This window comes from Streptomyces bikiniensis (assembly GCF_000716625.1).
Taxonomy (GTDB): domain Bacteria; phylum Actinomycetota; class Actinomycetes; order Streptomycetales; family Streptomycetaceae; genus Streptomyces; species Streptomyces bikiniensis.
Genome location: NZ_JNXJ01000079.1, coordinates 1 through 11,685, shown reverse-complemented (window position 1 = coordinate 11,685; position 11,685 = coordinate 1). Strand labels below are relative to the sequence as shown.

Annotated in this window: 10 protein-coding genes and 1 pseudogene; 4 read left to right on the top strand and 7 right to left on the bottom strand. The window is 73.5% G+C overall.

The genetic code is table 11. From position 1 onward, the window contains the following. The 3 genes and pseudogenes from OO47_RS33760 to OO47_RS32355 all read right to left on the bottom strand — a co-directional run. Nucleotides 1-389: pseudogene (locus OO47_RS33760) on the bottom strand (helix-turn-helix domain-containing protein); the annotation flags it as partial. Nucleotides 390-396: 7 nt separating this feature from the next. Continuing rightward, complete coding sequence (locus OO47_RS32360; protein WP_030223210.1) at nucleotides 397-741, bottom strand: hypothetical protein; 345 nt, start codon at nucleotides 739-741, stop codon at nucleotides 397-399. A 508-nt stretch (nucleotides 742-1,249) separates the two neighbouring features. Then, nucleotides 1,250-2,215: a pirin family protein gene (locus OO47_RS32355; protein ID WP_030223206.1), complete on the bottom strand. Its 966-nt coding sequence runs from the start codon at nucleotides 2,213-2,215 to the stop codon at nucleotides 1,250-1,252. Nucleotides 2,216-2,384: 169 nt separating this feature from the next. Here OO47_RS32355 and OO47_RS32350 point away from each other — a divergent pair, with 169 nt between their 5' ends. The 3 genes from OO47_RS32350 (at nucleotide 2,385) to OO47_RS32340 (ending at nucleotide 3,962) form a co-directional block, all read left to right on the top strand. Then, entirely contained in the window at nucleotides 2,385-2,729 is a 345-nt protein-coding gene (locus OO47_RS32350) for a tetratricopeptide repeat protein (protein ID WP_030223205.1), read from the top strand. Between the two features lie 52 nt (nucleotides 2,730-2,781). Further along, nucleotides 2,782-3,180, top strand: a complete 399-nt coding sequence (locus tag OO47_RS32345; RefSeq protein ID WP_030223201.1) for a DUF6153 family protein — start codon at nucleotides 2,782-2,784, stop codon at nucleotides 3,178-3,180. Nucleotides 3,181-3,299: 119 nt separating this feature from the next. After that, nucleotides 3,300-3,962, top strand: a complete 663-nt coding sequence (locus OO47_RS32340; RefSeq protein WP_030223198.1) for a DUF305 domain-containing protein — start codon at nucleotides 3,300-3,302, stop codon at nucleotides 3,960-3,962. Between the two features lie 42 nt (nucleotides 3,963-4,004). On the opposite strand, the gene OO47_RS32335 is transcribed toward OO47_RS32340, so the two are convergent. The 3 genes from OO47_RS32335 to OO47_RS32325 all read right to left on the bottom strand — a co-directional run bounded on the left by OO47_RS32335 (nucleotide 4,005) and on the right by OO47_RS32325 (nucleotide 9,047). After that, a complete protein-coding gene (locus tag OO47_RS32335) occupies nucleotides 4,005-5,570 on the bottom strand; it encodes a TROVE domain-containing protein (RefSeq protein WP_051716418.1) in 1,566 nt (521 codons plus the stop codon). 340 nt (nucleotides 5,571-5,910) lie between these two features. Then, a complete protein-coding gene (locus OO47_RS32330) occupies nucleotides 5,911-7,584 on the bottom strand; it encodes an amidohydrolase (RefSeq protein WP_030223194.1) in 1,674 nt (557 codons plus the stop codon). Between the two features lie 47 nt (nucleotides 7,585-7,631). After that, on the bottom strand, nucleotides 7,632-9,047 hold the full coding sequence (locus OO47_RS32325; RefSeq protein ID WP_030223191.1) for a purine-cytosine permease family protein: 1,416 nt from the start codon (nucleotides 9,045-9,047) through the stop codon (nucleotides 7,632-7,634). Nucleotides 9,048-9,229: 182 nt separating this feature from the next. Here OO47_RS32325 and OO47_RS32320 point away from each other — a divergent pair, with 182 nt between their 5' ends. Further along, complete coding sequence (locus OO47_RS32320; RefSeq protein ID WP_030223188.1) at nucleotides 9,230-9,838, top strand: TetR/AcrR family transcriptional regulator; 609 nt, start codon at nucleotides 9,230-9,232, stop codon at nucleotides 9,836-9,838. A gap of 73 nt (nucleotides 9,839-9,911) precedes the next feature. On the opposite strand, the gene OO47_RS32315 is transcribed toward OO47_RS32320, so the two are convergent. Beyond that, complete coding sequence (locus OO47_RS32315) at nucleotides 9,912-11,354, bottom strand: dihydrolipoyl dehydrogenase family protein (protein WP_030223185.1); 1,443 nt, start codon at nucleotides 11,352-11,354, stop codon at nucleotides 9,912-9,914. Nucleotides 11,355-11,685 lie beyond the last annotated feature (331 nt).

Genomic DNA, 11,685 nt, shown 5'->3' with positions numbered 1-11,685 from the left:
ACACACTGAGTTGACCTCCGACGACATGAGATGTCTTCGACCGCTCGGCGATGGCGTGGTCGCGAGCGGGGACCAGGGTGCCGTCCACGATGAGCACGGCGTCCTTGGTGAACCGCTTGCGGGGCTGGAGGGCGAGCACCGGCCCGAGGTGGTCGATGATCCTGTCCGCCGCCGACTTCGGCACCCCGAACAATGGGGCGAACTGCCGCATCGTGAGGTTCGTGCGCCAATACGCGGTCCTCCAGCGGCAGGCTCCACGGCCGGCCCTTGCGAACCGCGTCCACACCCTCACGTCGCAGAACCGTCACCGGCTTGCCGAAGCGTCGCGGACTCAGTCCGGTGAACCGGGCTGTCCAGGAAGGCTCCGACGCCGTGATCACACCGGTCACCGCGTGATCATTCCACTGCTTCAGGTTCCTCCTGCTCGAACGCGATGCGGCAGCGTTCTGCCTGGTCGGCCACCTGCTCCATGAACCAGCGCATGACCTCGTAGGGGACAACGCGCTCGACAGGGCTCCAGACGCGGACGGTCGGCTGCAGATTCGGGTCCTCGTCCGGGACAAGCGCTACCAAGAAGGCGACACCGGGCACATAGGTCATTGCGGCGTCGGGGGTTTCGGCCCCCTCGGCCGACGCCGGCACAGCCTCGCTCAACTCCACGGCCCAGGCATCGTCGGGCAAGGCGTAGTGAAAGAGAACGGCGTAGTGACGGCCTGCATGTTCTCGCAACTTCCACGGCATGCCGGCAGGCTGCCACAGCCGCCGTGCCGGAAGCTCGCGGATATCCCCGCTCCCACCTGGGTGCAACCCGGCCGGCATGTGCGGGACAGCCCTGAGACTGAGATGAAGCCCGGATGAGCCAGGCCCGTTGCGGTTCGTCACCGGTCACGCTGACGCCGATCACCACGCCTCCGATGCCCCCAAGGTACACAGCGGAAGGGGCTCGCACAGGACCTGCATCTACCACGACGCCTCGCCAGTCAATGAGCGACACAGGACAGGCCGAGACCACTCCGGCATCGTCCGGTGCCAGGGCCCCACACGACTGACGCCCTGACAGCAAAGTGGGCAAAAGGTCAGCATTCAGCTGATCAGACCCGCTCGTACACGAGCACACTCCGGAAACCCACCCGTCGGCCGCGCGACTGTGGGAGTGCTGCGATGCCCCCTCCCACAGTCGCCACAGCAGCTACAGGGAGGCGCCGAGCGCCCTCGACCCCCACATCGACTCGGCAGAGAAAAGAGCAGTTCAGCGCACCCTTCCTCGCGCCTTCAGCTGCGTCGCCGGCATCTCCGGGGCGTTCAGCCGGCCGCCGTCGTACCCCTTGACCTCACCGAAGCGGTCGGACGTCATCCAGTCCTCCCGGGCCTTGCGGATCTCCTCGTCCGTGCGGCCCACGAAGTTCCACCACATGACGATCTCCTCCGCGAAGGGTTCGCCGCCGAGGAGCATCAGGCCCGCGTCCGAGAGGGCGTGGAGGGGGAGTTCGGTGCGGCCGCAGCCGAGGTAGAGCATCGAGCCGGGCAGGACGGGCACGCCGTCGACGCGGGTCTCGCCGGACATCGCGAGGACCGCGTACTCGAAGTCGGGCTCCAGCGGGAGGCGCGTCTCGGTGCCGGCGGTGAGGGCGAGGTCGGCGCCGACGATCGGGGTGTACGCGGTGCCCGGCGAGGCGGCGCCGTCGAGGGAGCCCAGGATCACGGTGGCCGTGAGGCCGGGGGCGGTGGCCCGGGGCAGGTCGGCGTGGTGCTCGAAGTGGGGTTCGACGTGCCGGTGGGCGTCGGGGAGGGCGACCCAGAGCTGGGCGCCGTGCAGGAGGCGGGCGTGCGGCCGGGGGCTCTCCTCGGAGTGGGAGATCGCCCGGCCGGAGGTCATCAGGCCCAGTTCGCGCGGGCGGATGGTCTGGAGACTGCCGGTGGAGTCGCGGTGCAGCACCTCGCCCTCGTGGAGCCAGCTGACGGTCTGGAGCCCCATGTGGGGGTGGGGCGGGACCTGCATGCCGGGCTCGTCGGCGATGTCGTCGGGCCCGTAGTGGTCGACGAAGACCCAGGCGCCGATCATCCGCCGGCCCAGGTTCGGGAGCAGGCGGCGGACCTCGGTCGATTCACCGAGCTGGACGCGGCGGGGGCTGAGGAGTTCCCGTACCGGCTCGGCGGCGACGAACCCGCGTCCGCCGCAGACGGCCGGGACGGCCTGGCGATCGAGATTGCTCATGCTGCCCAACCTATTCCGGTCCGGAGACCTTGGGGAGTGACGCTCCGGCGGAGCCCCGGGAAGTCGGGAGCCACCCGGAAGAGTTAGTGGAATGTTAAATCATCCTAGGTGGTTGGACCGGGTGACTGCCCCCCTCGGCGGCGGATCGGGCTCCTGAAAGGAAGAGCGAGTGAGCGACACGTACTACGAGTTCGGCACGGCCGGGGAGCGCTGGGACCGGGCGCGGCTGTTCTTCGACGCGAAGGAGTACGGGACCGCCGTCCGCATCCTGCGCGGTCTCGTCGCCGAGCACCCGGACCAGACGGCCCAGCGGCTCCTCCTCGCCCGCGCGTACTACCACTCCGCCCGGCTCTCCCAGGCCGAGACCGAGCTGCGCGCGATCCTGGAGCGCGACCCGGTCGAGCACTACGCCCGGCTGATGCTCGGCCGCACGCTGGAGCGGCAGGGGCGCCGGGAGGAGGCCGCGCCGCATCTGCGGATGGCCGCCGCCATGGCGGGCGAGCCGGTGTCCTGACGCGTTCCTGATACCCCCACGCGGTATATTCGGCGGCCGGGAGGTCCTGGCTGTGCGAACACGACGAGCGGAACGCCGCCGACGAGCGGGAGGCGCCCTGGCGCACCTCCTGCTCGTCGGCGTGCTCGCGCTCGGCGTGTTCCTGATGCACACCGTGGGCCACCCCGAGGGCTCCGGCGGCGGCTCGCACCACACCACCGCCACCGCCTCGGCCGCGCACGACGGCGGGGGCTCCGACGCCCCGCACGGTCCCGGCGCGAAGACGGACATGACCACCCTGTGCGTGGCCGTCCTCGGCATCTGGCTGCTGGCCCGGCTCGTCCTGGCAGCGCTGGGGCACGGCCCCGAACGGCTCGTCCCCTTCCTGGCGCGCCTCGCGCACGTGCGGGCCCCGCACGCCCCGCCCCGCCGTCCCCCCGACCTCGCCCTGCTGTCCGTCCTGCGGATATAGGCCGGCCGTCCCGCGCACGGGTGCTCCACACCGCCCGTGAGCCGCTTCGACCTGCCCTTTTCCACCCGTACGGAACCGTGCGGAACCGTACGCACAGCACACGAGGTACCACCATGCGCATGCGCGCCTTCACGAACCGCGCCGCCCGGACGTCCGCCCTCCTCGGCGCCGTCGCCGCGACCGGACTCCTGCTCACCGCCTGCGGCGCGGACGGCACCGCCCCGTCGGCGTCCGCCACCGCCTCCCCGTCCGCCACCGCGGCGGCCCCCGGGTCCGCCGCCTCCCCGGCGCCCGCTCCGGGGCCCTTCAACGACGCGGACGTCATGTTCGCGCAGATGATGATCCCCCACCACGAGCAGGCCCTGGAGATGGCGCGGCTCGCCGACGGGCGGGCCCAGGACGCCGACGTCAAGAAGCTGGTCGCCGCGATCGAGCGGGCCCAGGACCCGGAGATCCGCACGATGCGGGCCTGGCTCAAGGGCTGGGGCAGGCCCGGGACCGCCGACCACGGGGACGGTCACGGAGGCGGTCACGGGGACGGTCACGGCATGGCCGGGATGATGTCCGAGCAGGACATGAAGCGCCTGGCGTCCGCCGAGGGCGAGGAATTCGACCGCGCCTTCGCCGAGTTGATGATCGCCCACCACGAGGGTGCGGTGGCCATGGCGGAGGAGGAGCGGAAGAACGGCCTCAACCCCACGGCCAAGAAGCTCGCCGGCGACGTCGTACGGACCCAGTCCGCCGAGGTCGCCGAGCTGCGGAGGATCCTCGACCGGCTCTGACCGGCCCTTCCCGCCCCGCCCCTTCCGCCGCCCCCGGTCCGGCTACGCCGGGTCGGGGGCGGTCCACGGCCAGGCGGCCCGGCGGCCGGCCTCGATGAGGCCGATCATCCGGAACGCGGAGTCCGCGAGGCCGCCGAAGGTGTGCCGGTGCGGGCCCGCGGGACCGTGGGCGGACCGGTACCCCGCCAGGTTCCAGGTGTAGACCGGGACCTCGGCGGGGACCGACGCGGCCGGGTCGCCGGAATCGTGGTACGCGGTCTGCTCGTCGGTGACGATCAGGACCCGGTCGTGCCCCCGGTAGTGGGCGCGCACCGCCTTGTCGGTGTAGGTGCCGCCGAGGTCGTGGAACCGTTCCAGGATTCCGAGCACCGGCTCGCCCGGTGTGAACGGCACCGCCTTGCTGTGCCAGCCGAACTCCACCAGGTCCGCCCGTTCGGCGCGCAGGGCCAGCGCGGCGCCGAAGACGGCGGCCGCGTCCGCCCGGGTCAGCTTCGACCGCTCGGAGAGGGTGTCCCAGAACATGGAGTCGGACCGGTCCACCAGGATCAGCGTCCGGCCGGGCAGGGCCGGCACGTTCGCCAGGGAGTGGCCCAGGGCCTGTTCGAGCGCGGGCGTCCAGCGCGCCGAGGGGGCGTGCCGGTGGGCGGCCAGGTAGCGGAAGGGGAACTGCCGGGAGCGGGCGACCTCGACGGGGTCCGCGAGGCGTGCGGCGACCTCGGCGGCGGTCCCGTCCGAGACCCCCGCCCCGTCGAAGTTCCGCAGGTTCCGCAGGAGGGCCATCGGTCCCATCGAGGGGATGGCGGCCTCCCAGACGGGGGCGTCCAGGGGTCCGTGGAGCCAGCCGGCCAGGGCCTCCCAGGTCGTGCCGGCGGCCGCCAGGCGTTCGGCGCCGCCCGGCCCGGTCACCACGGCCCGCCGCTCCCCCGCCGGCAGCTCCATCAGCTCCCGGTGCGCGGTGAGCAGCCGGTCGGAGGCCGGCGGGAGCGCCCGCTCGGGGTGGTGGCGGCGGTCCAGGGCGTACTGGAAGAGGGCGCCCTGCCAGGGCTTGTCCGGGTCGGGGGTGGCGTGGGTCAGGTTGAGGACGTCGCCGAAGCGGAACTCCCTGGACGGGGTGTCGTACTTGAGCAGGGACCGGGACGAGTACAGCCGGCGTACGGCGTCGGCGACGCCCCGCTTCACGGGCTGCGGCACGTTCCGCCCGTACGCCGCCGTCCAGCGGGCGAGCAGTTCCCCGGGCTCGTCGGCGCGCCGGAGCACGGAGTCGATCACGGACCGGTTGGACGGGCCGCCGGTCGCCCCGGCCAGGAGCCGGGCCCGTACGTACGCGGCGGCGCCCACCAGGGACGCGGTGCGCACGTTGCCCTCGGCGCGCAGCCAGCGCAGCAGGCCGGCCGTCCAGTCCGGGTCCTCGACGGCGAGTTCGCCCACGAGCCGCGCGTACCGGTCGTCGCGCTCCTCGCCGCTCTCGTAGAAGGTCCGCTGGGAGACGAAGTTGCCGACGGCGAGGAGGAACAGTTCCTCGCGGGGCTCCCGTACGAAGGCCGGGCCGCCTTCGTGGGTGTGCGGGCCCGGCGGAAGGGAGGCGTGGTGCTCGACCGGTCGGGGCATGGCGCGGGCGGCCGCCGAGACGTGCGGGGCCACGAGCATGTCGGGCCAGACCTTGGACACGTACCGGAAGTGACGACGAGGCAGTGAATCCCCCAGGATCCGAGGAAGGCGGAGGGCCCGGGCCGAAGGCGCGCCCGGGCGAGGGCGACCGCGCTTCCCGAGATCGGAGGTGGCGGCGGCGTCGCTTTGTGTCGGAAGGAAGGAGCCGCGGCCGAGCGCACCGGGAGCGCGGACGCACCGACACCGTAGAGGGACCGCCGGCCCGCGCGCCAGCGATTAAAGGGGAGGGGCGAACGGCGGGGCGCCCACCCGCCGTTCGCCCCTTCCTCCCGTGCCCGGGTCACTCCCCCGCGCGGCGCTCCACGACCACCTCGCCGCCGACCACGACCGTCTCCGCGACGGTGCCCGGGATGTCCTCGGGGGCGACGCGGAGGATGTCGCGGGAGAGGACGACGAAGTCGGCAAGCTTGCCCGCGGTGAGGGAACCGCGCTCGTGCTCCAGGAAGTTGGCGTACGCCGAGCCCATCGTGTAGCCCTCGACGGCGGTGGCGACGTCGATCGTCTCGCCGGCCGTCCAGGCCTCGCCGCCGCCGGGCGGGCGGCGGGTGACGGCGGCGTGGATGCCGACCATGGGGTCCATCTCGGCGACGTTCCAGTCGCTGGAGAGGGCGAGGACCGCGCCGGCCGCGTGCAGACTGCGCAGCGGCCAGGCCTTGTGCCAGCGGTCGGGGCCGACGTTCTCGGCCCAGTCCTGGCCCGGTCCCGCGATGTCGGGGGCGGCGTGCCGGGGCTGCATGCAGGCGACGACGCCGAGCGCGGCGAAGCGCGGGGTGTCCTCCGGGTCGAGGCACTCGACGTGGACGACCTGGTGGCGCGCGTCGCGCGGCCCGTTGACGGCGCGGGCGCGTTCGACGGCGTCGAGGACGGTGCGGATGCCCCGGTCGCCGGTGGCGTGGACGAAGCACTGGAAGCCGCGCGCGTCGAGCCGGGTGAGCAGCGCGGCGAACTCCTCCGGCGGGTAGAAGGTGTCGCCGCGGTGGTGGGAGCAGCCCGCGTACGGCTCCAGGAGGGCGGCGGTGCGTGGCTCCACGACGTCGTCGATGTACAGCTTGAGCGGGCCGACCCGCAGCCGGTCGTCGTCGTACGCGGCGGCCGCCGCCGCGAAGGCGTCGAGGTCCGCCTCGGTGGTGCCGCGCGGGTGGAAGAGGGCGGCGACGATCCGGGAGCGCAGCCGGCCCTCGTCGCGGGCGCGCTCGAAGAGGGCGAGGTCGTCCAGGGAGTTCTGCGGTTCGACCACGGTGGTGATGCCGAAGCCGATGGCGTCGTCCAGGCTCTTGGCGAGCCGTCCGTACTGGCGGTCGGGCGAGGCCCAGGGCAGGCCGAGGTCGCGCAGGGCGCGGTGGCCCTCGCGGGAGAGGCCCTTGATCGCGAAGTCCTTGACGAATCCGGTGGGTTCGCCGGTCGCCGGGTCGGTGACGGCCCGGCCGAAGGGCAGGTCGGTGTGGTCGCGGTCGACGCCGAGGCGCTTGAGGGCGGCGGTGTTCAGCCAGGCGGTGTGCACGTCGTAGCTGAGGACGAGGGCGGGGGTGTCGCCGGTGGCCGGGTCGAGGTCGGCGGCGGTGGGCATGCGTCCGCCGGGCACGGCCGAGTAGTCGAAGGCCTCGGCCTCGATCCACTCGGCGTCCGGGTGCGCCGCGTGCCAGGTGCGGACGCGTTCGTGGATCTCGTGGAGGGTGCGGGCGCCGGCGAGCTGGACGCAGGCGTCGTCGGAGCCGAGGCGGACGTGGTTGTGGGCGTCGACGAAGCCGGGCAGGACGAGTCGTCCGCCGGCGTCGAGGACGCGGGTGCCGGGCCCGGTCCAGGCGGCGGCCCCGTCATCGGAGCCGACCCAGACGATGCGGCCGCCGCGGACGGCGAGCGCCTGGGCCTCGGGGAGGTCGGGGTCGACGGTGTGGATCCGGGCGCCGGTGAGGACGAGGTCGGCGGGGGCGGGCACGGGGGCGGTGCTGTTCATGCGGGGTGGCTCCATGGCATGCGGGAGGGGTGGGGGTGCGGTGACGGTCAGGGGCGGTGCGGGGTGACGTGCCCCCGGGCGAGGAGCACGTACACCAGGGCGGAGACGGCCGCGCCGAGCAGGGTGAGGTCCGCGCCGCCGAGCGGGGCGACCAGGGGGCCGGTCCACAGTTCGGAGTCGCAGGTCAGGGCGGAGAAGACGAGGCCCGCGAGGAGGGCGGCGAGACCGGCCGGGTGCCAGCCGGAGCGGTACCAGTAGGGGCCGCCGGTGTCCGCGTGCAGCCCTGCGGAGTCGTAGGTGCAGCGGCGCAGCACCATGTCGGCGAGGAAGACCCCGCCCCAGGGTGCGAAGACGATGATCAGGAGGGAGAGGAAGGAGAGGAGCGAGGTGGTGAAGTCGGTGAGGAAGAGGGCGCCGAGGGAGCCGGCGGCGGTGACGGCGGCGCTGACGACGATGGCGCGGGCCCGGCTCCAGGGGATGCCGAGGACCTGGAGGTTCAGGCTGGAGGAGTAGAGCGTGATGATCGAGTTGGTGACGGAGCCGCCGAGGACCAGGGCGAGGAAGAGCGGCTGGAACCAGCCGGGCAGCAGGCTCTCGGTGCCCGCGACGGCGTCGGTCATGTCGGCCCGGGTCGCGGCGGCCGCGCCGGCGACGCCGAGGGCGACGGAGGAGAGGAAGCCGCCGAGGGCGCCGCTGCGGGTGACGGCCTTGAGGGAGGTCGTACGGGGCAGGTAGCGGGTGTAGTCGGCGGGCATCGGGAGGTACGAGAAGGGGCCCGCGAGCACGACGACGAAGGCGAGGCTCCAGGCCTGGGCGCCGGGCGCGGCGGCGGGGGCGGAGGTGTCGGCGCCGGGCAGGACGAGGACGACCAGGGCGGCGAAGCCGACGGCGAGGACGTACGCCATCCAGCGTTCGGCGAACTGGACGGTGGCGTGGCCCCAGAGCGCGACGGCGAAGGTCAGCGCGAGGGTGACGGCGAGGGCCAGGGCCCGGGGGGCGTGTCCGCCGCTCCAGCCGAGGCCGGCCAGGAAGGCTTCGAGGGCGAGGGTGCCGACCACCGTGTTCACGACGGTGTAGCCGATGCCGACGATCCAGTTGAGGAGGCCAGCGGGCCAGTTGCCGCGGCGGCCGAAGGCGGCGCGGGAGACGACGAGGGTGGCGGTGCCGGTGCGCACGCCGCTGAGGCCGGCCGCGCCGATGGCGAGGAAGGCGAGGCCTCCGATCACGACGACGGCGGTGGCCTGCCAGAAGGAGAGCCCGAAGGCGACGGCGAGGGCGCCGTTGATGACGTAGGTGAAGGTGAGGTTGGAGCCGAACCAGAGCCAGAAGACGTCCTTGGCGCTGCCGTGCCGTTCGGCGTCGGGTATGGGGTCGATCCCGTGTTCCTCGACCTGGAACACCTCGTCGCGGCCCGTGGTCCTCGTGGCCCCGGGGGTCACGGCCGCCGTCTCGTGTCCGAGCACACCGCACTCCTGTCTTGAATGCCGTTCTAAGTTTTAGAACGGCATTCAAGATGTGCGAAAGGTTCCGGCCGCGTCAAGACCTTCGGAGGTTGCGGTTAGGGTCGGTCCGTACAGGACGGATCCGCGCACGACGGATCCGTGCGCGGCGGAGCGGTCGGAAGAACGGGACGGGGACGGCGGCGGTGGCAGGCACGGCACGACGGCGGGACGGGCACGTCACCCAGGAGCGGATGCTGGAGGAAGCCATGGCGGCGATCGCCGAGGACGGCCTCGCCTCGCTCACCATGTCGGCGCTCGCGGAGCGGCTCGGCACGAGCGGCGGCCACATCCTGTACTACTTCGGCAGCAAGGACCTGCTGCTGCTCGCCGCCCTCCGCTGGAGCGAGGCGGCCCTGGCCGGGGAGCGCCGCGCGCTGCTCGGCCGGCGGGTCCCGGCCGAGCGCAAACTGGACCTCTTCCTGAAGCTCTACCTGCCGTGCGGGCCCCGCGACCCGCGCTGGACGCTGTGGATCGAGCTCTGGGCCCGCGCGGCCGGGAACGACGCGCTGCGCGAGGCCCAGGTCGAGCTGGACCGGGGCTGGCAGGAGGACCTGGAGGCCCTGCTCGCGACGGGCGTGGCGCGGGGGCGCTTCGCCCCGCTGGACACCGCCGCCCGCGCCTCCGAACTCCTCGCCCTGCTCGACGGGTTGAGCACCCGGGTGGTCCTGGGCCAGGGACCGGACGGCGCCCTGGAGGTGGCCCGCTCGGCGGCACTGGCCCTGGTCCCGCGGGGCGCTCCCGCCGAGCGGTGACGGGGCCGGTGACGGGCCCTCGGACCCGGTGGCCCTGGTGGTCCCGGTGGTCCCGGTGGTCCCGGGCGAGGCCTCAGCCCCGGTAGGCCTCCAGGAGCCGCAGCCACGCCTCGCTCAGGGTGGGGTACGAGGGGACGGCGTGCCACAGGCGGGCGATCGGGACCTCGCCGACGACCGCGACCGTCGCCGAGTGGAGCAGTTCACCGATCCCCGGGCCCACGAAGGAGGCGCCGACGACGACCTCCCGGTCCAGGTCCACCACCATCCGGGCGTGACCCCGGTAGCCCGGCGCGTAGAGCCCGGCCCCCGCGACCTGCGTCATGTCGAGGTCCACGGCCCGGACGCGCAGTCCGGCCCGCTCCGCCTCCGCGAGCGTCAGGCCGACGGCGGCCGCCTCCGGGTCGGTGAAGACCACCTGCGGCACGGCCGCGTGGTCGGCCGTGGCGGCGTACGCGCTCCAGCTCCCGGCGTCCGGAAGGGCCTCCCCCTGCGCGCGGGCGGCGATGGCGGCGCCCGCGATCCGGGCCTGGTACTTGCCCTGGTGGGTCAGGAGGGCGCGGCGGTTGACGTCCCCGACGGCGTAGAGCCAGTCGGTGCCGCGGACCCGGAGGCTGTCGTCGACGTCCAGCCAGGAGCCGGGCTCCAGGCCGACCGTCTCCAGGCCGACGTCCTCGGTGCGCGGGGCCCGGCCGGTCGCGAAGAGCACCTCGTCGGCCTCGACGCGGTCGCCGCCCTCCAGGAGCACCGTGACCGGTCCGCTGCTCCCGTCCCGTACCACCGCCGTGACGGACGCGCCCTCGCGGATGTCCGCGCCGCGCTCCTTCAGGGCCCCGGCGACGTGCTCGCCGACGAAGGGCTCCATGCGGGGGAGCAGGCCCCCGCCCCGTACGAGCACGGTCACCTTCGAGCCGAGGGCCTGCCAGGCGGTGGCCATCTCCGTGCCCACCACTCCCCCGCCCACCACGGCGAGCCGTTCGGGCACGTGCCGGGCGGAGGTCGCCTCGCGGCTGGTCCAGGGGCGGGCCCCGGGCAGTCCGGGCAGCTCCGGCAGGACGGCGCGGCTGCCGGTGCAGACGGCGACCGCGTGCCGGGCGGTGAGCACGTGCCGCTCGCCCTCGGGGCTCACGACCTCGACCCGGCGCGGCCCGGCCAGGCGGCCGTGGCCGCGCAGGACCCGGACACCGATCGAGTCCAGCCAGTCGAGCTGGCCGTCGTCCTTCCAGTCGCCGACGACCTCGTTCCGGTGGGCGAGGACCGCCGCCGCGGCCAGGGGGCCGCCGACCGCCTCGCGCAGTCCGGGGAGCGCGCGGGCGTCGGAGCGGGCGATCCCGGGGCGGAGGAGCGCCTTGCTGGGCATGCAGGCCCAGTACGAGCACTCGCCGCCGATCAGCTCGCTCTCGACGATCGCCGCACTCAGACCGGCCGCCCGCACCCGGTCGGCGACGTTCTCGCCGACCGGTCCCGCGCCCAGTACCACCACGTCGTAGACCTGCTCGTCTTCCACCGTATGTGTCATGATCCCAGTCTGCGGGCAGGGGCCTGGAATAGTGCGGCTCGATACGCCGTTGTGCCCGGCGAGTCCCCCGGGGACCGTGAGGACACCACCAGGAGACCCCGAAAGGCAGGACGCCGGGCCACGCGATCCCGACCTGCTTGCGGAGCATGGACCGAGACACGCACTCGCCGAGCCCTCCCCAGGACTCTGCGAGGTACCGGCGCACCGCTCCGACCACAGCCAAAACAGCACGCTTACTGATCGTTTCAGAATGAGGTTCGTAGGCGTCGCAAGCAGATGATGCTGCAGGCGAGTTGAAGCAGGCCGAGGTGGAGATCTGCGCGTATCTCGT

Excerpts from the sequence above, each read along its gene's own strand:
- OO47_RS32330 (WP_030223194.1), bottom strand. The coding sequence starts at position 7,584 with ATGAACAGCACCGCCCCCGTGCCCGCCCCCGCCGACCTCGTCCTCACC.
- OO47_RS32340 (WP_030223198.1), top strand. The coding sequence starts at position 3,300 with ATGCGCGCCTTCACGAACCGCGCCGCCCGGACGTCCGCCCTCCTCGGC.
- OO47_RS32315 (WP_030223185.1), bottom strand. The coding sequence starts at position 11,354 with ATGACACATACGGTGGAAGACGAGCAGGTCTACGACGTGGTGGTACTG.
- OO47_RS32355 (WP_030223206.1), bottom strand. The coding sequence starts at position 2,215 with ATGAGCAATCTCGATCGCCAGGCCGTCCCGGCCGTCTGCGGCGGACGC.
- OO47_RS32335 (WP_051716418.1), bottom strand. The coding sequence starts at position 5,570 with ATGCCCCGACCGGTCGAGCACCACGCCTCCCTTCCGCCGGGCCCGCAC.
- OO47_RS32360 (WP_030223210.1), bottom strand. The coding sequence starts at position 741 with ATGCCGTGGAAGTTGCGAGAACATGCAGGCCGTCACTACGCCGTTCTC.